This is a genomic window from Rhizobium sp. 10N427, from assembly GCF_056394605.1.
Map to the genome: position 1 here is coordinate 40,229 of NZ_JBFTID010000015.1, position 20,847 is coordinate 61,075.

At 59.3% G+C, this 20,847-nt stretch carries 14 protein-coding genes and 1 pseudogene; 7 read left to right on the forward strand and 8 right to left on the reverse strand.

Annotated elements, in window-relative coordinates:
• Nucleotides 1-2: 2 nt before the first annotated feature.
• The gene (locus AC1DIJ_RS24840) at nucleotides 3-1,436 is read right to left on the reverse strand and encodes a chemotaxis protein CheW (protein ID WP_112386804.1); all 1,434 of its coding nucleotides are present in this window, start codon (nucleotides 1,434-1,436) and stop codon (nucleotides 3-5) included.
• Nucleotides 1,437-1,440: 4 nt separating this feature from the next.
• Nucleotides 1,441-3,378 carry a methyl-accepting chemotaxis protein gene (locus tag AC1DIJ_RS24845; RefSeq protein WP_112386805.1) on the reverse strand — a complete coding sequence of 646 codons (1,938 nt, stop codon included), beginning with the start codon at nucleotides 3,376-3,378 and terminating at the stop codon, nucleotides 1,441-1,443.
• Between the two features lie 633 nt (nucleotides 3,379-4,011).
• Here AC1DIJ_RS24845 and AC1DIJ_RS24850 point away from each other — a divergent pair.
• Nucleotides 4,012-4,425: a hypothetical protein gene (locus tag AC1DIJ_RS24850; protein WP_112386806.1), complete on the forward strand. Its 414-nt coding sequence runs from the start codon at nucleotides 4,012-4,014 to the stop codon at nucleotides 4,423-4,425.
• A 351-nt stretch (nucleotides 4,426-4,776) separates the two neighbouring features.
• Here the strand turns inward: AC1DIJ_RS24850 and AC1DIJ_RS24855 are convergent, their stop codons facing one another.
• Nucleotides 4,777-6,756, reverse strand: coding sequence for a CHASE2 domain-containing protein (locus AC1DIJ_RS24855; protein WP_112386807.1), 1,980 nt, complete (start codon nucleotides 6,754-6,756; stop codon nucleotides 4,777-4,779).
• The gene (locus AC1DIJ_RS24860; RefSeq protein ID WP_112386808.1) at nucleotides 6,756-10,403 is read right to left on the reverse strand and encodes a FecR domain-containing protein; all 3,648 of its coding nucleotides are present in this window, start codon (nucleotides 10,401-10,403) and stop codon (nucleotides 6,756-6,758) included. Before AC1DIJ_RS24860 ends, AC1DIJ_RS24855 begins: the two co-directional genes overlap by 1 nt.
• A gap of 112 nt (nucleotides 10,404-10,515) precedes the next feature.
• Here AC1DIJ_RS24860 and AC1DIJ_RS24865 point away from each other — a divergent pair, with 112 nt between their 5' ends.
• The 6 genes and pseudogenes from AC1DIJ_RS24865 to AC1DIJ_RS24890 all read left to right on the forward strand — a co-directional run bounded on the left by AC1DIJ_RS24865 (nucleotide 10,516) and on the right by AC1DIJ_RS24890 (nucleotide 13,822).
• On the forward strand, nucleotides 10,516-11,055 hold the full coding sequence (locus tag AC1DIJ_RS24865) for a Pycsar system effector family protein (RefSeq protein WP_112386809.1): 540 nt from the start codon (nucleotides 10,516-10,518) through the stop codon (nucleotides 11,053-11,055).
• A 149-nt stretch (nucleotides 11,056-11,204) separates the two neighbouring features.
• A complete protein-coding gene (locus tag AC1DIJ_RS24870; RefSeq protein ID WP_477831653.1) occupies nucleotides 11,205-11,525 on the forward strand; it encodes a hypothetical protein in 321 nt (106 codons plus the stop codon).
• A gap of 394 nt (nucleotides 11,526-11,919) precedes the next feature.
• Nucleotides 11,920-12,318 carry a response regulator gene (locus AC1DIJ_RS24875; protein ID WP_112386810.1) on the forward strand — a complete coding sequence of 133 codons (399 nt, stop codon included), beginning with the start codon at nucleotides 11,920-11,922 and terminating at the stop codon, nucleotides 12,316-12,318.
• Between the two features lie 72 nt (nucleotides 12,319-12,390).
• Nucleotides 12,391-12,657 (forward strand): annotated as a pseudogene (locus AC1DIJ_RS24880) (PIN domain-containing protein); the annotation flags it as partial.
• A 385-nt stretch (nucleotides 12,658-13,042) separates the two neighbouring features.
• Nucleotides 13,043-13,294, forward strand: a complete 252-nt coding sequence (locus AC1DIJ_RS24885; protein ID WP_112386811.1) for a hypothetical protein — start codon at nucleotides 13,043-13,045, stop codon at nucleotides 13,292-13,294.
• Nucleotides 13,295-13,390: 96 nt separating this feature from the next.
• Nucleotides 13,391-13,822 carry a hypothetical protein gene (locus tag AC1DIJ_RS24890; RefSeq protein WP_310300751.1) on the forward strand — a complete coding sequence of 144 codons (432 nt, stop codon included), beginning with the start codon at nucleotides 13,391-13,393 and terminating at the stop codon, nucleotides 13,820-13,822.
• Nucleotides 13,823-14,742: 920 nt separating this feature from the next.
• On the opposite strand, the gene AC1DIJ_RS24895 is transcribed toward AC1DIJ_RS24890, so the two are convergent.
• The 4 genes from AC1DIJ_RS24895 to AC1DIJ_RS24910 form a co-directional block, all read right to left on the reverse strand.
• Nucleotides 14,743-15,042, reverse strand: a complete 300-nt coding sequence (locus AC1DIJ_RS24895; RefSeq protein WP_112386813.1) for a PRC-barrel domain-containing protein — start codon at nucleotides 15,040-15,042, stop codon at nucleotides 14,743-14,745.
• A 164-nt stretch (nucleotides 15,043-15,206) separates the two neighbouring features.
• The gene (locus AC1DIJ_RS24900; protein WP_112386814.1) at nucleotides 15,207-16,460 is read right to left on the reverse strand and encodes an arsenic transporter; all 1,254 of its coding nucleotides are present in this window, start codon (nucleotides 16,458-16,460) and stop codon (nucleotides 15,207-15,209) included.
• Between the two features lie 21 nt (nucleotides 16,461-16,481).
• The gene (locus AC1DIJ_RS24905; RefSeq protein WP_112386815.1) at nucleotides 16,482-19,619 is read right to left on the reverse strand and encodes an efflux RND transporter permease subunit; all 3,138 of its coding nucleotides are present in this window, start codon (nucleotides 19,617-19,619) and stop codon (nucleotides 16,482-16,484) included.
• A complete protein-coding gene (locus tag AC1DIJ_RS24910; RefSeq protein ID WP_477831654.1) occupies nucleotides 19,619-20,845 on the reverse strand; it encodes an efflux RND transporter periplasmic adaptor subunit in 1,227 nt (408 codons plus the stop codon). The genes AC1DIJ_RS24905 and AC1DIJ_RS24910 overlap by 1 nt, the downstream gene beginning before the upstream one ends.
• Nucleotides 20,846-20,847: the final 2 nt, after the last annotated feature.

Consider the following 20,847-nt stretch of genomic DNA (forward strand, 5'->3'; position numbering starts at 1 on the left):
AGTCAGGTGCCGCCCGTCTTTTCCCTGGTGCCGGCCTTGCCTTCGGTGATGGCGGCAACCACGTCCCGCTCTGCCTTCGTCAGAAGCTCCTGGGGATCGACCAGCAGTACCATCCGGCCATCGGCCTCGATATGGGCGATGCGGTCGAAGACATCCGTCTGTTGAGAAGCAAACTCGGGAGCTACGGAAACGGCCGCCGCCGGCAGGGCCTTGACCTCCGACACGGTATCGACGACGAAGCCGGCCTGTAGCTTGCCGATCGTCACCACGATGGCGCGCGCGGCGGCTGTCTGCATCGAGGCCGGGCTGTCGAAGCGACTTCGCTGATCGATCAGGGGAACGGCCCTGCCGCGCAGGTTGATGACCCCGATAACGAAGGCAGGCGCTCCTGGTATGCGAGTGACATCGAGTGGCACCCTGATGACTTCGTCCACCGAGGCGATCGGAATGCCGAAGTTTTCCTCGCCCAGCTGAAAGATCAGGACTTGTTCCACTGCATCGTCCGCTTCAGGCGCTGTGTCCATTGGTGCGGCTCCTGTTTTCTGGCCGATGACCCTCGCGACCTCGTCGTGAGCGAAAAGCTTTTCCGGTGACAGGATCGAGATCAGTCGTCTGCCATCCGCAATCCGGCCGATCGCCGCAATCTGGCCATCGCCGCGCCCACGCTGCAGGACTTCCGGCACGGGATCGATGGCCTGCTCGGGCAGGCGATAGATGACGTCCATCGCGTTGACGACAAGACCGAACAGATCACCCTCATGCTGGACAACCACGACTCGTGCATTTTCCGCTGTCGATCGGGTGATTTCCAGGCCCATCAGCGAGGCGAGCGAGACCAGAGGCAGGAGGCTATTGCGCAGGGACATAAGCCCCATCACCGCTCCCTGTCCGTTGGCAAGGACCGCGACGTCGTTCGGCATGATAGCCACTTCTCTCACGTGTTTGAGCGGCAGTCCGTAAAGCTGGCCGGCGACGTGAAACGACAAAATCGGCGCCAAAGTCACGCTTGCCTGGCTGCCTGCATCGGGTGCGATAGAGCCCGTTCGCCCCGCCTGCGCACGCCGCGTGGTCTTGAACGCGGCATCGAGAAGACCGCTCAAGCCCTCGAGCGGTGCTGCGGTGGTTTCTTCCGAAAGCGTGAGCACGTCATCGACGAGCAGGCCAACCGCTCCACCGTGATCATAGACGATGATCTTGCCGTCGTGAGGGGAAGCGCTATCGTCGCCGCTTAGGATCCGCCCCATCGACAGGATAGGTATCGGGCGGCCGCGCAGACTGGCAATGCCACTCAGGGCCGCGGGAGCGTTCGGCACCCGGGTGATGTGGCCGGCCCTGACCACTTCCAGAACCCGATCGGCGTCAATCTCGTGGCGTCTCTGTCCAACCCTGAACGCAAGCCGGCGTCGCAGGTCCGCCTTCGGGGGGGAGCTTTCCATCGTGTCAGCTTCCAGACATCTGGAGTTCGTCGGCCAGCGACGCGATCTCCTCGACGGCCGCTGCCAGGTCTTCTGCCCCGCGGGACTGCTGCCGTGCCGCGGTGGCGGCCTGCTCCGAGGCTGCGCTTGCTTCCTCGGCGACGGAGGCGATCTGCTGAGTGCCGACCTGAACCTGCTTGGCCGCAATGAGAATTGCCTGCGCGGCTTCCAGGATTGTGGCATTGCCGCGCACCGTCGTCTCGATATCGGCTTCTGCTACGGACAGAAGATCGACGGTCAGCTTGCTCTTGGCGATCTCCGCCTCGGAAGCCACCATAATCGCTTCCAGCTCGCGCTGGACCACGAGGATCTGGATCTGGATCGACCGGACAATGTCCTTCACGCCATCGATATTTTCTGCTGCGTCCTGGGCGAGCTTGCGGATATCGGTAGAGACCACGGCAAAACCGCGGCCCGCGTCGCCGGCTCTCGCCGCTTCCACCGAGCCGCTGACGGCCAGCATGTTGGTCTGGACGGCGACAAGCACCATCCGGTCGACGGTGCGTTCGATCTGGAAGCCGATTTCGCCGAGCAAATTAAGGTCTGACAGTGCGTTGCGGGTTTCTGTCAGGGCATCGGAGATGCCGGATGCAAGACCCGTCAGGCCCGTTTTGTTTCTTGCCAGCAACGCCTTGATTTCCTGAGCTCGCTCGCTTGCGTTTTCCGCACTGACCTGGGCCTGTGAGGCGCTTTTCTCGATCTGGACCATCGCGGCGTTGGCCTGCTGCGTGGCGGCCGCTTGGGCCTCAGCGCCGCGGCTTATCTGCTCGACGGCGATCAGGATCTCGCTGGCGGCGCCGGAAAGCTCTTGGACGGTCGCGGAAAGTTCCTCGGCGGCCGAACTCAGTTCTTCCGCCCGTGAGGCCCGGCCCCCTTCATTCATGAGCTCGTCGGCAAGGATGGCTAGCGATTGGGCAGTCTTTTGGCTTTCCTCCAGCGCCGAACTCTGCTGCAGGACGGAGCGTTGCGCCTCACTGGCCGCCGCGGACTGTTGCTCTGCGGCTGCCGCCACCGTTTCGGCACCTTTCTGCGCCTCGCGGGTGGCCATCTCCGCCTCGACAGCGGCGATGAGGATAGTCTGGCTGCTCTGCGACAAGGAGGTCAGCCCCGAGCGGACGGCGTGCAGTTTTTCGGCGACCGCCCGTCCCGATACCGTTTGTTCCCGCGCCTTAGCCGCCGCAGCGTTCATGCGCTCGGTAATACGACGGACCCCGTCGACAATGGTCTCGGCATGCTGGTTGACGTTACGCGAACTGCGTTCGGCGACTTCCGCCAGCAAACGGACTTCGTCGGCAACGACTGCAAATCCCCGACCTTCTCCACCGGCGCGGGCGGCCTCGATCGCGGCATTCAAGGCCAAGAGGTTAGTGCGATCCGAGATATCGGTAACAGCGACCGTGGTCGCGGCAATCTTCTCAGCCTGAGATTGAAGTCTTTCGATGATGGCAACGGATGCGATCTGTCGCGAAGCGTTCGTGTCGATGGCGGTGACCGATGTGTCGATCTGTGCGGCGGCTTCCAGCACTGAAGCCTGCAGCCTTTCGGTCCGCGCCCGTGCAGCCTGGGCTTCGGACCGGGCATCACCGAACCTTGATGAAAGTTGCGTGGTTGCGGAGAGGGATTCATGGGCAGCCCCTGCTGCTTCTTCAGCGCCGGTAGCAATCTGCTCGAGTGCGCGCTGGAGTTGCTCGGCTGCCGCTGCCGCCTCGGCGACACCGGTCGACAATTCTTCCGTTGCAGCACCAATGCGCTCGGCCGCCTTCTGCTGGCGAACGCGGGTGCGATCTTGAGAACGGCGGGAGGCCGCCGATTTGTCGCCAACGGCGGTTGCCGCCGGAGCGGATGTTACCAGTTTGCTGGAGGCCGGCTTTGCGCCCAGTTGGGAGGTCTTGACCAGTGCCATAGGATTTCCGTTGTCTTTGGGCCTCGGATGCGCGCCCACGACGGAAGGCGCCGAGCAAGCACAAGGCAGCTAACTCACTTGATTTTTATGGCTTAAAGGGCTTGGCAAAGCAATCTCTCTTGCCCTGCTAACGGACCAGCTCGCGGATATGGTTTATGACGTGACTGACGTCACAAGATTTGGCAGAAATGGAATTCCGGCCGGAAGGCCATTGCTGGGAACCTTGAGGAAGCCCGACGCCACCATGATCGCCATTCCGGAAGGGAGCCATGCACGACCTTGGCCAGCCCCAGCCGTTTGAAGAGCCAGGCATGTCGATGCCAGCTAAGATCGCTTCGATATCTGGGCAGTCATTCAGAACCGCCGGTGCTTCATCCGCGGTCGCCGTTTCCAAGCTCTTCCATAAGGTTCATGCGGATTAGGAACTCGTCCTCACTAACCGACACAAGATTTGCGTCAGTGGCCATGCCGAGATCGCACCCAAGATTGAAGTGGGTAATTTGCATTGGAAACGCCAAATCATCCAAACGGTTCGAGGTGGGTAAATACTTTCATAAGGGACGTGGTCGGCTGTAGGCTATAGGCTCACCACTGTGACAGGGGCGGGCCTTATTCGGTCTTGGGGAGCGGGGAATGAAACAGTACAGTTGGACATTAATGACGCCGGGTTCGCCGCCAGTCGTCGGGCTTGGTGATGTTGATGAAATCGAGCATTCCCTTTCTCTGATGACCCTGCCAGGACTTTCCTCGCCCAAGGCGCTGATCGACCACCTCCAGAAAAACGAAGATGCGAACGGTGCGGCAGATTTTCTCCGCGGCTCCGGTACGATCGAAGCGTGGAGCTTTGCCTGGATCCTATCTTCGACTAAGTCCCACCGCCCAAAGCTAAGAAGTGATCTGGCCGTCATCAATACCCGCCGACCTCATCATATGGGAATGTTGGAAGCTGGGGAGGTGTTCGGCGGCTTAGCAAAACATGATGGCGCGAACCCCATTTATTTTCAAAGCCCTAGGAACATACAGAGGGTGAGACTGTTCTCACCCTGATCACTCGACACACAAGTGTACTCAGTCGTGATGACCTCTCGGTCTTTGTCGAGTGATTTCCTGTATCCTCAACTATAGCGTCACCGTAAAAGGTGGCGCTTTTTTGTTGGAACCATCGAATGCAATCGTGGTTGTAAGCAGTGGACGTCGTTAGAATGCCCTCCTGACGCGTCCGCGCGCTGTGACCTCAACCGCAGCAGAACCCTTGCGGTTGCAGCCGTAAGGGTTTTTCCTTTGAGTCGCCCGCCCAAACGGGCCGGGGCTGCTAGCGTTACAGCATCGTTTAGGTTGTCGGGAGTACCATGCGGGCGCTGCGGCACGTTAGCCGATAAATCAAACGCGCGCGCGGGACTACCGGTCGCGCGCAGTGCGTTCATGATGGCGCATGATCGTGTAATAGCCCGATAGCTCCGGTATCATCCCGGCCATTGCATCGAAGCGCGGATCGTCTTCCCGCAATTCGCCCGCATATTTCGCCTGGAGAAACTGGGCGTGCGCCGCCAGTGCGTCCTCCTCGGCACGGTGCAGGATGGTGAAAACGGGAGCGGGAACCGTCTTGCCCTTGACGATGACACGGTCGAGCTCTGCGATCGTATACCGGCCGCTCACCAGGGATGCGGTGGTCTCGCCAAGCAGCAATGCAACGCCATAATTCTTCGAGGCGCCTTCGAGGCGCGAGGCAAGATTGACGCTGTCGCCGAGGCAGGAATAGTCGAAGCGGCGGGTGGAGCCCATGTTGCCGACGACGCATTCGCCAGTGTTGATGCCAACGCCCATCTTGAGGACATGCAGCTGCATGCCGCTGGCTTCCGATTCGGCCTCCAGCTCCAGATTCAACTTGGCAATTTCCTCCTGCATGGCCAGCGACGCGACGACGGCATGCATCGCGTGATCGGGATCGTCGAGCGGCGCGTTCCAGAAGGCCATGATGCAGTCGCCCATATATTTGTCGATCGTGCCGCCATGGTTCATCACCACTTCAGATAGTGGCGTCAGTAGCCGATTGATCAGCGCGGTCAGCTGTTCGGGATCGTCCCTCAGCGTCTCGGCGATGGTCGTGAACCCGCGCACATCGGAGAACAGGATCGAAAGGGTTCGCCGCTCGCCGCCGAGCTTAAGCTGCGAGGGGTCTTCAGAGAGGCGCTTGACGAGGTCGGGCGAGAGATATTGCGAGAAGGCGCGGGTGATCTGCAGCTTGTTGCGCCGCTCCTCGGCGAAGTCGAATGCCGTCTGGCCGAAGACGACGGCGATATAGGCGATTGACGGGCCGAGCGGCGAAACGAAGATATGGCCGAAGCGGATGCCTACGAAACTTGCGGCCGAGAAAAGGCAGACGGCAGTAACGGCCGCCGCCATCGCTAGCCAGCTGGTCGAGCGAAGGACGCTTGCAGCTGCAAGCACGGCGGCCACAAGGATCACTAGGGCGACGAGTGGTAGTCCGGCTTTTTCGATGAAGAAACCGTGGACGATGTTGTCGTAGATCGTCGCCTGGATTTCGACTCCGGCGACCAGCTTGCCGGTGTGCACTGTATAGGGCGTCGCGAATGTATCGGCGCCGCCTTTGTCGATCTCAGGCGCATTTTGTAGGCTGAGGCCGACCAGGACGATGCGATCCTTGAAAAAATCCGGAGGCAGAAAATTCTGCGGGTCAAGCGCCTGATAATAGGACACGGTGGGATAGCTGCGAGACGGTCCGAAGGACTGGATCATCGCATTTTTTGACGTCTTCATTGGCGTCCTGCCAGCTGCAGCAGCCAGCGTTACGGCAAATCCGTCCTTATAGGACGGAATGGTGCGGAAGATGCCGTCGCCGCCGAGATCAATTGAGGCGATCCCGGTTCTTGCGCCGGCAGCGGTAAATTGAGGCAGTGGCGTGGTGCGAATGAGCTGGTCTGCCTGCGGCGCCTGGATCAGCGTCTCGTCGCCGGCCAACACGACATCGGGGCCGACAGCTGCGGTCACCGCGCCGTCGTTATCAGGCGACGAGGGTTCAGCCATGATGATATCAAGCCCGACAGCCTTTGCGCCCGCAGCCCGCAGGGCGGTGATCAGGCGGGCGTGCAGACTGCGTGGCCACGGCCATTGTTCGTTGATCTGCGCCAGTGCCGGCTCGTCGATCGCGACGATCACAGGCGCTTCCTCGGGTGGCAGCGGATCATCGACGGTCGAGAGATAGTCGAAGCTCCTGAGCTCCAGCAGCGACCATGCCGGCAGACGCGAGAGCAGCGAAATCGCCACCAGTGTCACCAGTACGAGGACGGCTAGTCTGACCGGACGGCTGGAGACGGGCCAGCCGGTTGGGCGGGTGGATTGTGTCTTTCTGCCCGGCATCAGAAGCGGATCTTCAGGCTGCCCTTGACCGCGCGGCCCCAGCCTGGAACACCAGGCGCCACCTCGAAATCTTCGTCAAGAAGATTGAAGGCCGAAGCTTCGAGGGCAAAGCGCTTGTCGATCGGCTCCCAAATCAGGTTGGCATCAAGGGTCCAGTAGTCGTCGAGCACCTCGGGGCCGAGGATGCCGCCATCACCTTGACGCTCTCCGGTATAGTTCGCTGCAAGCGTTGCCTTGACGTTGGCCTCATTGACCCAGGTCAGAGCGAGTTGCCCGCTTCTCTCCGGAATGTAAGGCAGCGCCTCGTCAAACCCGATGCTGCCAGCATCCTCGTTCTTCGAATGAGAATAGGCCACGGTTGCTGAGACACCGAATCCATAAAGGAGGGCGACGTTTGCGGTTGCGCTAACGCGATCGACATTTGCTTTGCTGATGGTCAAGCCACCCGGAAGATAGGGGAGAAATGGACCGCCGACCGGGTAGGCCAAATCGAGGTCACGAATTTCCTGATGCTGGTATTCGATGCTAGTGAACAAGCGTTCAGTCCATTGCGCGTCCCACTGAAGCGCGATCGTATCGGTGTATCCGTCGATGCCCGAATAAGGTTGATTGGGTTGAATGCCAACGACGCCGATCGGCGACAAGGTCGGGGAGCCCATATCATAGCTTTGCCGCATGAAAGCAGCGCGCAGCCATTGGCCGTCGAGCGGCGCCCAGGCAATGCCCAGGCGTGGCTCAAGCCGCTTCACATCCGTCGAGCCGCCGTCTATGGCCGTTCCGAAGAGTGCGTATTCCGCCTTTAGGTTTGGTGTGATGTCGTGAAGCAGATCGACGTAGGCTCTGCCGATTCCTATCCGCTCGTCGACCGATGTCCCAAGCAGCGAATCGTCGGCTTTAATATCGACGAACCCGCCCTCTATGCCGTAGCGCCAGGTCAGATCATCGACGCCGTAAAGATGGTTGATTGCTGCGACGTAATTGCGCTGCAGACTGTCTGCGATGCGCGGCGGTGGGGCGATGACTTCCTGCTCTACGTTTTGCTCGGTGCTGGTGTAGAAGAATGCGGCATTGACGACGTTGCGATAGCCGAACGTATGGCTCCAGCCGATACCCGCGGCTGTGGATTTCGTATCGATATCACCGCTCTCGTTATAGCCCGCAGCCGGAAAGTCGATTGCCTGGTCAAGCTTGCTGTCGGAGTGGTTGGCGTAAAGCACGAACCGGTCGTCCGGATTTGGCGTTGCCGTAAGATAGCCGTTGCCGGAAAGGCTGCGGATATCCCCATCAAGGCTGCCGGGGCTAGCGAAAGGGGTTGTCAGGAATGAACCATAGTCACCGCCGTAAGGCGTCTGTTCCCATTTCAGGTTCAGATAGCCGCTGACCGGGAACGGCTCGTTGGCAAAGCCCTGCAGTTCAGCCTCGCCGATCGGCTTGGTTTCACCGGAGGAGTTGATCACGCCGCCGCCGATCGAGCCTTCGAGGAACGGTCGGCGTAGTAGATTGGCCGAGCGCGAGCGGCCGGACAGCATGTGCGGGTCAAGAAGCAGGCCCTGCAAGAGCGCCGAAAAGCTGTTGGAGTTCAGCTTGTAGAGATCGATCTCGTCGTCGAAGATCTCGTTAGTGGCGAAGGGGCGAATATTGCCGCGGATAGACTGGTCAACGTAGCCGCTGCCGGCGAAGGGATCGAAGACCGCGTCGCCGTAATATCGGCCCCAAGCATTCAATCCGCGCAGGCGGAAGGCGTTATTGAGCGTTGAGCCGGCATCCTGATTGGCGCCGAGCGAGCCGTAATGGCCGCCGCGCGCCTTCGACCGCCGCAGGAACTCCTGGGCGTAGTCCAGCGCGCCATCGGGGTCGTAGTCGTCGATGGCAACGGCTGTGCGGAAGGAGGAAATGACCGGGTCGTTCCTGTCCAGTCTGTCGGCATTGTCGAGCGCTTGTTCGGATAGAACACGGTCGCCCTTTTCGTAGTGACCGGCAGCGAGCATGAGCTGCGCCTGGGAATGCGCCGGATTGGCGGTCGAGGAGGCCAGCAGGTCGTCGATCGCCTTGTCCATCGCGCCCATCTGCAGATAGTAGCGGCCGCGGGCCAGGAGGGCGATGTCGAAGGCCGGGTCGGCGGCGAGCGCCAGATCGATTTCGAGCTTTGCTTCCTTCATCCGCGACTGGTCGAGATAAAGGATCGCTAGATTGGCGTGGCCGATAGGATCGTCGCGGTCGAGTTCGATGGCACGTTTCAGCGCCGCTTCGGCTTCGCGCGCTGCACCACGGGCATTCTGCAGCAGGCCGAGGTCGTTCCAGGCCATGGAGGAGCCGGGGGCCACCTTGAGCGCGGCATTCAGATCGCTCAGTGCTCCCTCGAGATCGCCCTGATAATCGGCGCGCATGCGGGCGCGGGCCTGCAGCGCATTCGGATCGTCCGGGTCGATCGAAAGCGACCTGTCGATCGCCTCCTGCATCTGGACGCGATCGTTGATCAGCAGCGCCAGCTGCGCGCGCAGGGCAGGGAGCGTCGAGTCATCGGGATAGCGCGCTTCGGCCGCCTTCATCGTTGCGATCGCAGCCGGAATATCTTCCAGGAAGCCTGCCGTATAGGCTTTCATCACGGCGGCGTAGGGGCCGGTGACATTGGCCGGTGGATGTTCGTTGCGGGATGGATCCTGCAGCGAGCGGGCGTAGTAGCCGCCATAGGCGGCGATGCTGCGGCGGAGCGGATCGAGGCCGCGTTCGGCTCTCACGAACATTTTCGCCGCCTCGCTGTAGCGCTTTTCGGCGCCTGCAATCAGCGCCTCAATGAGATCGGCACGGGCGCGTTGTGTTGCGGACAAGCGTAAGGCACGCGCTCTCGCAAGCGAGTTCAGCGCCTTCTGCCGGCCGTCGAGCGATATCTGTATTTCCGCCAGCGTCAGCCAGTCTTCGGCGTTTCGCGCCTCCTCGGCCTTGTCCTCGATACGGCTGCGTTCGCGGCGCATCGTTTGCACCGGCAGGGGGGAGGCCGGCATGAAGGTGAAGCCGCTGCGCAGCGTCAGGTAGAACAGCATCTGCTCGCGATCGTCAGGCGTGACGATGACGAGCTTTCGTGGCGCTTGGCCAATCGTCGCCACCGCGCCTTCGCCTTCGGCTACCTGCACGCTGCCATAGTCGTTCTTCAGCTCGACCTGGCCCTCGAGCACGATCAGCGAAGTCTGGTCGCCCTTGACCGTCAATGTCCAGTCGGTGCCGCGGATGGCGGCGGCCGCCGCCGGCGTTTCCACCGTCAACCCCGTGCCGCCGCGCTGGGCGCGGGCCCACATGGTTCCGGATTGCAGGTTGAGAACGGTGTCGCCCTGCCGGGCCATCTGCTTTACCTGGAGCGCCGAGTTGCGGCCTAGGCGCACCTGGGTGCGATCTGCGAACAGTATAGCAAGCTGGCCGGTCGCATTGGTGCGCAGCACGTCGCCGCCAAGCAGATCCTGGTGAAGATCGACATCCTGCCAGTTGGAAAGATCGACGAAGCGGACTTCCTCGCCCATCTTCCGGTCGATCACCGATCCGGCAGCCGGCTCAGCACGAGACAGCGGCTCGGCACCGGCCGGCAGCGCAGCAACGGATGCGGCCACCGTCAACACCATCATGGCGGACATGGAATGTGTAAAGCTACCCCTCATAGCAAAGCGTTTGTCCTCGCCGTCGCGAAAAGTCAATAGAAGTTGTACCGCTCATCTTGCTTTGGCGGCTAAGTGTAATATCAGGGAGACACTTGACGGTGGAGATGTTTGGGTGAGCGATCTTGAAGGTGCTACTGAGTTGATGGAAAGTTTTCCTTCGACGAATGTCATAGGATCGGAATATTTCGATCAAATCAAGAAGATAAACGATATCTTCTACGACCAGATCAAGATATCTGATCAAAAGGCGGCTTACATCTTCACCTTCATGCTTGCGTTCCTCGTTAGCTCGGGGGATGTCAGGGCCGTCTTTACATGGACGCGCTATGTCGGTGGCGATCCAAAGACACTGCTGTTCTCCGGGCTTCTGGCTGCGGCATCGGTCTTCTCGATTCTATCGGCGATACTCGTCGTGTTGCCTCGTCACGTGAACAAGTCGACTTCGATGTTCTGGGGAAGCTGGGGCAAGCACCGGCAGCTTTTCTGGGAAGCGGCTGCGCGCCACGACCAGCGTTACCTCTTTGCCGAGTATCTCGACAACGCTGATATTCTCTCGGCGATCGCTCGCGGCAAGTACCGCTGCGTGACGCTCGCCTTCCGCGGACTGATGGTGACTGTAGTCGCCTATGTGATGTTGCTTATCGCGGCCTGATATGTCTGCGTATGACGGTCCCGCAGCGTACTGCTTAAAGCCGAATGTGACCTGCGTCTCCTGAAGTGGTCCCGTACCATCCGTTCAATGGTAGGCCAAAAATCGGCCATGGCCGTCGCTATCGAAGGACCATACCGCTCCATCACGCTATGATCGTTGAGGCCGCTCTCGTCCTAGGTTCGACGCAGCGCGATCTCGCTGCCAAAGCAGGCTTATCCTATAGTTCGCTGCGCCTTTTCGAGGAAGCTGGCGAGATCTCGATCGAAGCCCTGGTCAAGATTGCTTTCGTGCTTCGTGCCGAAGTCGAATTCGGCCAGTTGTCCCCCCCGCAGGCGCCCACAACCATTGATGACGTCATCGACCGGCCACTGAGGAAAAGGGTGCGCAATCGTCAAATTCGAACCTGTCAACAAATGGCTGTGATGATTGATCTGGAGGGGCGGTCGCGCAAGCTCGGTACCTTGGCGTGAAGCGGCACCGAGAGGCGAAGCAATTTCGAATATGCGCCCGACATTCTAGCCATGCCGCTGCTGATCGCCAAGGCAGCTTCGATACCAGCACGAATTGCGAACGAGATCATCAACGAGCTTCGAGCAACCGTGGGCCGTTGGCCCGCCTTCGCCTCCGAAGCCGGGCTGCTTTTATCCCGGTTGAAGGAACTAGACCGCATATTGAACAGCCGATGAGGTTTCTGGAAGCAACCGAGGCTGACCAACCAGACAATAAACGTTCCGGCATCTGGTTCGCGGCATAGAGCCGTGGTTCATTCGTATTTTATTAAATATGTCTGCGAATACTCCTGTCTGAAAGACGATCTATTCGGGTCGCTGCGAGTTCATCTCGTGACCACGGAGCGAAACTGACATGTATCAGCGCACAGTTCTCATCGTTGAAGACGAATTTCTCATCAGGATGATGTTGGCAGACACCCTTAGGGATGAGGGTTACGACGTTGTCGAAGCCGAAAATGTCCTTGAGGCAATCGCGGCTCTCGCTCGGCGCAAGATCGACGCCGTCGTTACGGACATTGATATGCCCGGTGGACTGAGCGGGCTCGATCTGGCCGGGATGATCTCGTTGACCAGCATGCCCGTTCCAGTGATCATCGCTTCAGGAGGTCATTGCCTGCGCCCTGACGAGTTGCCTGGCGGAGCAACCTTCATCGCAAAACCCTATCGGCTGGAAACCATTGTCTCGATGGTTGGCGACATGACGGCAATCCTTGATTGCAGGGTAGGCGGAATGCGAAAACGGGCTTTCTGAAGCGCGTCAGAGTATGAGCATTGGCATTGAGCAAACCGGTGGGAATTAATAATCTATTAAATTATGTTATAACTTGAGCGTGGAATACTCTGCATGCCACCCCGAGACTGCGCACTGGGACCGCACTTGCGAGCATGGATGGATAGCCGCGTTCGGCCGGAGTTTTCAGAGCGAGTTATAACGATCGATGGCGCTATCCCTAAGCGGTAGGCCCACTTACATATTCCTGATCGCCCCAACGAAGCTGATGCGATCGCGGTCGCCACCGCGCTCGTTCACGGATTAGCAGTTGTGGCGCGTAACATTCAGGATCAGGGAACGGTATTTGTCGGTTCGTGACGAGCCCAAGGAACTGCCATAAAGATTTTGTGAGAGGCGGCGGCAATCACCGTAGAGCCCGGCTGGGATGGAGACTCGCATGCCCAATCTCCAGCATCTGCCTAGAGAGAACTGATGATTACACAAGGAGCACCCGCTCCCAACGCATCCGGCGTCACACGATCACTTCGACGGAATCGGAATGGTCTAAATCGGCGCTTGCAAGCAAGTACGCGACCTGCCAATCACGCTGGATAGCTCCTCCAGTTGCTGGCAGCCAGTCGGGTGGAAGTTCGAGGGCTGATGCATAGACGGTTGAACGGCTGGATAACCCCTAACCGCAAATCTCAGCGCGCAGCCATTTTCTCGCCGAAGTCTCTTGTGATCTTTTCCGCTGGAGGATGTCATGAAAGAATACGATCACCGATACGTCGAGCTCACGGCCCACCTCAGATCGGTCGAGGCGTTTTGCGATTTTCTTTCTCAAGGAGGCACGGTCCGCATTGCTGAGCGAGATGGCGGCCCGCTTATTGACGTGACAAATCACGTGGTCGAGAAGCATCGACGCCAAGCTGACGGCCTGCGGCAGACCCGGCGGCACTTGTTCCCCGAAAGAGCGGATGAGGATTTCCGCTCCGAACTCTACAGCAGCCATTAACTCACGGGTCGGGTTTCACGGCTCGAGCCTCGCGGAAGGTAAAGAATGATGCCAGGATGGGTGGGCGCCTTTGCAGTGTTTACAGCAATAGCGCTGATGGTTGCACAGCGTCCTGCCGCAGCAGAGAATGTGCTGGAGCGAGCGATCGGTGACGCACAGCCGTGCCGGGCGCTTAAGGTAAACGCATCGAGCTTTGGCATCAGCGTTGAAGTTGGCGTCGACAAGCTAGATTATGTGAAGATCGAGAGGCTCGACGTGTCCGTGAATGGTGACCTTGCCGAGGCAAAAGCCCGGGGAACCTTGGCTTGCAAGACATCAGACAATACTTTGGTGCAAGGCGGGTTTTCGGCAACAGCTGATGTCAGCCTGCATTTCGATCTATCTTCCTGCAAAACCACGGAAAGCTCGTTCGAGATCATCCGCACCAGTGGCCCGTTCGGCGATATCGTCCAAGGTTTAAAAGATGAAATCGCTCAAGCGCTGCTTCGGGGTCTCCAACGCAACGTGTCCAAACTCTGCCAAAAGTAGTCGTGACGACGATGGCGGTACGGAGCGGGGGGTCCTCATATCGCACCGCAGATCAAGAACCTCAGGTGAGGCGTGCTAATCCCGATGGCCCCTTTTGGACGCGTTGCGAAAGAGGGCATGGCCGATCCGCAGAGGCATTGCCGAAGCTGGCGAGGGTGTCCTTGAGGCCGCCGTTTCGGAGGGCCGTAGAGGCATAGCGATCAAGGGGGATTTCGCCTGGCTCGGCGGGTACCTGCAACCAGGCGCCAAGCGCAGTGGCGTGGACGATCGAGGCAGACTGGCCCCTCGAGCTTGCTATATAGACAGTGTAAAGTGCGAGATTGGTTAGCCACACAAGTCTCGGACGATGGCTAGTTTTCCAGAAGTTAACCGGGTGGATTCGCTCGAGAGGACAAAGTGCAAACTTGAGCGGGGAGCGGCCGATTCTGGAAGATCTGCGGCGTGAGCTTGGCTAGCCGCCTAACCAAAAATCGGGAAATTAACGCGTTGAGAGCGATAGTCATCGAATGGGAACCATTGAACGCCGGCGAAATTTATGTCGCGCATTTTCCGGAGCCATTTCCCATGTCCGATGCTGACTATGCAGCGTTCGAGACCTTGTTCAAAAGCTGGCAGCGCCGACACTGGGACGGTGTCGGAGAGATTAGAGTGGATGAAAAAGAGGGACCACTGTCGCTTGTCCGTGGTTTGCGGTTCCTTGGCTATAGAGTTGTCAATAGGGGCAGGCTCCCGCCCGGCCTATAAGACCCAGTCGACGTACCGTTCGCGCCTACCTCCGTCACTTGCCGGTTAAGAAAATACAAACTCACTAAGCTGGAGGCTAGTCGCCGAACTGTCGAGCATGGACCGAGATACTGTAGATCGGGTGCGATCTCTCCAGCACCGCCAATTGCGGTGCTGGAGAACAGTTCGAGACGATCTCAGTCTCGGTGCTCAGGCATTTGCTTGAGCTGATCCTTGGTCCAACTGGTGACGGCGTGAACATCGCCGTCCTCGTCACGCATAAACTCGAGGTCCGAAATCGGAACTGCGACCGGCTTGGCGCCAATGCCGAGGAACCCGCCAACATCGATCACTGCGGATCCGCCGGCGCCGCCAGCAGCATGGATATGATCGATCTTGCCGACCTTATGATCATCGACGCCGTAGATCGTGGCACCTTCGAGAACGGCGGGCGTCAACTCGGATGCCGTCAGCCGTACGTGGTTTGTATGATCCATGATTATTTCCTCCTTTGTGGAGCAGGGATAATCAAATCGGTGACCAAATGTTCCGGCATCGGTTGAAGATTGGCGACCAGCGGAGAACTCATTCCTCAAGTCTCTGAACTCAAATTCTTTTTTAACAGATACAACCGCAGCACGGTGTTTTCGACCCCTCCCGATCAGGCCAAGAGAACGGCAAGCGACAGCAACAGTGCGGGAAACATCACGACGCCGCCAATTTTTAGAAACGATAGCGCGCTGACTTCGATGCCCTCCCGGCGCAATGACGTCAGCCAAAGGATTGTCGCAAGGGAACCAGTCACCGAAAGGTTTGGGCCGAGATCCACGCCGATCAGCACGGCCCCAGCTATGCGATCGGAGACCTCCGCAGCCTGGACCGCGCTTCCGGCGAAAAGACCGGCGGGCAGATTATTGATGAGATTCGAAAGCAGGGCGACACCGGTCCCTGCAACTGCGGTTGCTTGCGCTTCGGAATGTGCGCCGAGCGTCCTGAGATGGTCCGCAAGTATGGTTGCGACGCCCGTTTGATTTATCGCCTCGACGACGACGAACAATCCGCCGACCAAAGGGATGACGCCCCAACTGACATCGCGCAAGACGTTGATTGGGTTTTGCCGAACGACGGCGAGCACGGCCAGCGTCGTTATCGTGCCGGCGAGAAACGTAGGCAGGCCAAGACTGACATGCATCGCTGAGGCCCACAGGAGAACGGCAGCGGTCACGACCAGCCCGGCTCCGGCAAGCTGCGCAGAGATGCCGAGATGCGGATGCGCGATCGCGGTGTCCACGGTGTCAACGACGAGCGTCTGGCGTTGCGACCAATAGAGCGTCAAATAAGTCACGACGATAGAAGAGATGGATGGCAGCACAAAGGTACTCATCCAGCGAGACAGCGATGGAATCTCGCCGCCTGCGAAAATCACGAGATTTGCAGGATTGGATATCGGCAAGACGAAACTTGCGGCATTGGCAACAAAGGCACAGATCAGCAGGTAAGGTAACGGATCCCTGACCTTTGCCGCGCGGCATGCGGCGTAGACAGCGGGCGTGAGAACAACAGCCGTCGCGTCGTTGGACAGGAATGCGGTGACGAGAATGCCGACACCATAAACAAGAGCGAAGAGCCGCGTTGGCGATCCTCTTGCATAGGACGTGGCAATGGCTGCAAGCCAGTCAAACAGCCCTTCTTTCCGGGCAAGCTCGGATAGGAGCATCATGCCGATCAGAAACAGATAGACGTCGGTACCCTTTGCCACCCCGGCCCAGACTTCCATAGGGTTGAGGATGCCGGATAGAAGGATGAGCAAAGCTCCGCCAACGGCCCAGATTGCCTCAGGCAGACGAAACGGCCGGACAACAACACCGGCGGCTGTGACGCTCGCGATGGCACAGGTGTAGAAGGATGTGTTCATATCTGTCCCCGTGCTTGGAAGCTATGCGGCTGAGGCGCTGCTCTGACTGCCCGCCGTCTCTGTACGATTTTTGCGTAGCTTGTCGAGCAGCAGATAGATGACGGGCGTCGTATAGAGGGTGAGCAACTGGCTCACGAGGAGACCCCCGACAATCGCGTAGCCGAGCGGCTGCCGCAATTCGGAGCCAGATCCGTGACCGATGGCGAGAGGCAGCCCTCCAAGCAATGCCGCCATCGTGGTCATCAGGATCGGGCGAAACCGCATCTGTGCTGCCTTGACGATCGAGTCCTCGCTTCCGAGACCTTCTTCGCGCTCTGCCTGGATCGCGAAATCCACCAGCATGATGCCATTCTTCTTGACGATGCCGATCAGCAGGATGACCCCGATCATTGCGACGAGGCCGAAGTCGAAACCTGCCAGTTTGAGTGCAAGCAATGCCCCAAGGCCCGCTGATGGCAGCGTCGACAGGATCGTCAATGGATGGATGAGGCTCTCATACAAGACGCCGAGAATAATGTAGACGACGACGAGCGACGCGAGGATCAGCAAGGGGACAGTTCCGAGCGAATCCTTGAACGCCTTGGCGCTTCCGGAGAAACTTGTCTGCAGCGAAGCCGGCGGATGCATGTCGGCCACTGTTGACTCGATTGCCTGTGTTGCTTCGCCAAGCGCGACATTCGGGGCAAGGTTGAACGAGATCGTGACCGCGGGCGACTGACCCTGGTGCGATATGGAGACGGGTGAGACGCCGTCCGTCGACCACTTCGCCACCACCGAAAGCGGAACCAAGGTGCCGTTGCTGGCACGAATGGAAAGCCGGTCCAGCGTTGCAATGTCGCGCTGCAGGTTGGGAAGAACTTCGAGGATCACCCGGAACGTATCCGTTTGCGTTGAGTAGGACGCGACCTGCCGCTGACCGAAGGCATCGTAAAGCGTGTCGTCGATGGCGGAGGGCAAGACCCCGTAAAGCGTCGCTGCGGCGCGATCGATCTTGATCGACAGATTGGGCGCTTCGGCTTGCTGGTCGCTGCCAACATCCCGCAGTTGCGGGACGCCTTGAAGGCAGCTGGTAACCTTCGATGCCCAGGTACCAAGCTCCTCGATATCGGCGTCCTGAAGGGTAAACTGATACTGGGTCTTGGCAGGCCGCGCGCCGATATTGATATCCTGCGCGGACTGCATGAAAAGCTTGATGCCTTGCTGCGCATTCAAAGCCCGGCCGAGCCGTTCGATGACTTGCCTGGCACTCACGTCCCGGCTCTCCAATGGCTTCAGTGTAATGTTCACGTGGCCCTGGTTGAGTGCGTTGCCACCATTGCCGCCGCCGATGTCCATGAACACGCTGTAGACCGCCGGATCCTTCAGGATGATGGCGCTGACCCGCTCCTGCAGTTTTGACATCTCCGTGAATGAGATATCCGGAGAGGCTTGCGATAGCCCGCCAATGAAACCTGTATCTTGCTCCGGAAAGAAGCCCTTGGGGATAACAATGAACAGATAGGCTGTTCCTGCGATCGTGGCGATCAATACGCCAAGCGTCAATATCCTGTGGCGAATCACCGGTCTCAGGCTCGCGATATAAAGCGAGGTGAGGCGATCGAAGAACGCTTCTCCAAGGCGATAGAACCGCCCCCGTTGGCGTTCATCGATCGGGCGGATCAGCTTGGAAGCCAGCATCGGGGTCAACGTCAGCGACACGATGGCGGAAATGACGATCGCGACCGTCAAGGTGATCGCAAATTCGCGGAACAGGCGGCCGACGATGCCGCCCATCAACAGGACCGGGATGAGAACAGCGATCAGCGACAGGCTGATCGAGACGATGGTAAAACCGATCTCACGTGCCCCTCGGCGGGCGGCATCACCGGGATCGACGCCGTCTTCGATATGGCGGGTGATGTTTTCCAGCATGACGATCGCATCATCGACGACAAATCCGACAGCCACGACGAGCGCCATGAGAGACAGGTTGTCGAGACTGAAACCGAGCACCCACATCGGCGCCAACGCACCGACGAGCGCAATCGGCAGAGTAAGCACCGGAATGACAGTCGCGCGGAGGTTTCGCAGGAAAAGGAAAATCACCACCACGACCAGTCCGTTCGTCAGCATCAGCGTGAACTGAACATCATTGACTGATGCCCTGATCGTTGTCGTGCGATCAGTGACGAGTTCGAGCTTGATCGACTTGGGCAGTGACGCCTGAAGCGCCGGGAGCTGTTCCTTCACGGCGTTTACGACAGCAATGACGTTTGCGCCCGGCTGACGGAAGACGTCGAGTGCAATACCGCGCTCGCCATTGGTCCAATGCGCCATCTTGTTGTCTTCGGCGCCATCGACCGCCTGACCGATATCGCGGATACGAACCGGACCGCCGCTGCTATACGCGATGACTGCGTCGTTCCACTGCGCGCTGCTGCCGATCTGGTCATTCGTGTAGATCGGAAAGGTCCTGGTCGGATCGTCGATATTTCCCTTGGGCGCGCTGAGGCTGAGATTGCCGATCGCCGTTCGCACGTCCTCGAGTGTGATATCCGCCTGCGCCAGCCGCCCGGGATCGACCGCGATCCGGATCGCGGGCTTCTGCTTGCCGCCGATGTTTACGAAAGCGACACCCGATACCTGACCGATCTTGGATGCCACATTGCGTTCGATAAACTCATCCAGTTCAGGCAAGGTTAGAACATCGGAGCTTGCCGACAGTTGCATGATGGGTGCGTCGGCGGGGTTCGCCTTATGCACCGTGGGCAGAGACGTCATGTCCTTCGGAAGCTGACCAGCCGCTTCGCTAATTGCCGTCTGAACGTCGCTTGCGGCCGTCTGGATATCCTGGTCGAGTCCAAACTGCACCGTGATCGAGGTCGTACCGAGCGAACTGTTCGAGGTCATTTCGGATATGCCGCTGACGCGCGACAACGCGTCTTCGATCGGCTGGGCGACGCTGGCAGCCATGGTCTCAGGCGAGGCGCCGGGAAGGTTTGCTGCGATCTGGATCGTCGGGAAGTCGATCTGCGGCAAAGCCGAGACCGGCATAAACCGATAACAGATGGCCCCGAGAAGGAAGATGCCGCACATGATCAGCCCGGTCGCGACCGGATGAACGATAAAGAAATCGAAAAATCCTGCTGGTTCTCCGGGCTTACGCTCGCGATCGATCATTATGGCGTTGCCTTGTCTGCGAGCTCACCTGCCGGGGAGCCGGTCCATGGGGTGACCGAAACCAACGCGCCGTCGCCGATGCGTGACTGACCGTCCATGACGACCTGATCGCCGTCACTGATACCTTCTGTAACCAGCGCCATCGCATCGGTGACGAAGGCGGTCTTGACCGCGCGGCGGACCGCTTTTCCGCCGGCGCCGACGACGTAGGCGTAGAGTCCGTCGCGACCGCGGGCGAGCGCCTTGTCAGGAACGATGACACCAGTGCGTTTCTCGACCGTCAGCGTTGTTGCGACGGGCAGACCGGGCCAGAGCACCGCCTTGGCATTGTCGAATGTCGCCTTGAGATGGATGGAGCCGTTCGAGGCATCGACGGAGTTGTCGAGAGTGGTCAGTTTCCCGGTGGCAAGTGTGCGGCTGCCGTCGGTGCTCGTCAGTTTGACCTCTGCTATACCCTGATTCAGAGCGTCCCTGATCTCGCCAAACTTGTCGCCCGGCGCCACGAACGATACCCCGATCGGATCCATCTGCGTGATCGTCACGATGCCAGTCGTGGAGCTCGCGTTTACGACGCTGCCGACATCGACCTGCTTGAATCCGGTGCGTCCTTCAAAGGGGGCGGTGATCGTGGCAAACCCGAGCTGGGTTTCCGCGCTTTTGATAAGCGCGTCGTCATATTGGACGGCCGCCGCATATTGTTGACTCGACGCGGTCTTTTGCTCAAGCGTCGAAGCCGACGCAACGCCCTTCTCGGCGAGTGCCGCATACCGCTGTGCGTCTGTCCGGGCACTGTTTAGCTGCGCCTCGTCCTGGGCCTTTTTCGCCTTTGCAGACGCGAGAGCGGAAATCAATTCGCGATCGTCCAGCTTGAGAAGAACACTGCCTTTTTGCACCATCTGCCCTTCAGCAAAGGAGATGTCGACGACTTGCCCGTCGATCCTGGGCCTGACCGTCACAGACTGCAGGGGTGCAACGGTTCCGATGCCATTGATGACGCGGTCGATCGTTCCCGTCCGCGCAGCGATTGCGGTTACCGGCACTGCGGCGGCATCCGCTGCGATTGTTGAACTGCCTTGAAAGGCCGCGGTGACGACGCATGCCGTGAAGAAGACGGACTTGCCAGGAGAGGCAAGCAATTGAACAATAGGTTTGATCATGCGTGCCACTCCCGGAAATCCGCCAGATAACGCGCGCCGTTGATTTTGGTTCAACGGCGCGCCAGGCATCG

What these genes read in the sequence shown, in the direction of transcription:
- AC1DIJ_RS24885 (WP_112386811.1), top strand. Translation starts at nt 13,043, where the DNA reads ATGAAAGAATACGATCACCGATACGTCGAGCTCACGGCCCACCTCAGA.
- AC1DIJ_RS24890 (WP_310300751.1), top strand. Translation starts at nt 13,391, where the DNA reads ATGGTTGCACAGCGTCCTGCCGCAGCAGAGAATGTGCTGGAGCGAGCG.
- AC1DIJ_RS24855 (WP_112386807.1), bottom strand. Translation starts at nt 6,756, where the DNA reads ATGCCGGGCAGAAAGACACAATCCACCCGCCCAACCGGCTGGCCCGTC.
- AC1DIJ_RS24895 (WP_112386813.1), bottom strand. Translation starts at nt 15,042, where the DNA reads ATGGATCATACAAACCACGTACGGCTGACGGCATCCGAGTTGACGCCC.
- AC1DIJ_RS24860 (WP_112386808.1), bottom strand. Translation starts at nt 10,403, where the DNA reads ATGAGGGGTAGCTTTACACATTCCATGTCCGCCATGATGGTGTTGACG.
- AC1DIJ_RS24840 (WP_112386804.1), bottom strand. Translation starts at nt 1,436, where the DNA reads ATGGAAAGCTCCCCCCCGAAGGCGGACCTGCGACGCCGGCTTGCGTTC.
- AC1DIJ_RS24905 (WP_112386815.1), bottom strand. Translation starts at nt 19,619, where the DNA reads ATGATCGATCGCGAGCGTAAGCCCGGAGAACCAGCAGGATTTTTCGAT.
- AC1DIJ_RS24910 (WP_477831654.1), bottom strand. Translation starts at nt 20,845, where the DNA reads ATGCCTGGCGCGCCGTTGAACCAAAATCAACGGCGCGCGTTATCTGGC.
- AC1DIJ_RS24875 (WP_112386810.1), top strand. Translation starts at nt 11,920, where the DNA reads ATGTATCAGCGCACAGTTCTCATCGTTGAAGACGAATTTCTCATCAGG.
- AC1DIJ_RS24900 (WP_112386814.1), bottom strand. Translation starts at nt 16,460, where the DNA reads ATGAACACATCCTTCTACACCTGTGCCATCGCGAGCGTCACAGCCGCC.
- AC1DIJ_RS24850 (WP_112386806.1), top strand. Translation starts at nt 4,012, where the DNA reads ATGAAACAGTACAGTTGGACATTAATGACGCCGGGTTCGCCGCCAGTC.
- AC1DIJ_RS24845 (WP_112386805.1), bottom strand. Translation starts at nt 3,378, where the DNA reads ATGGCACTGGTCAAGACCTCCCAACTGGGCGCAAAGCCGGCCTCCAGC.
- AC1DIJ_RS24870 (WP_477831653.1), top strand. Translation starts at nt 11,205, where the DNA reads ATGATCGTTGAGGCCGCTCTCGTCCTAGGTTCGACGCAGCGCGATCTC.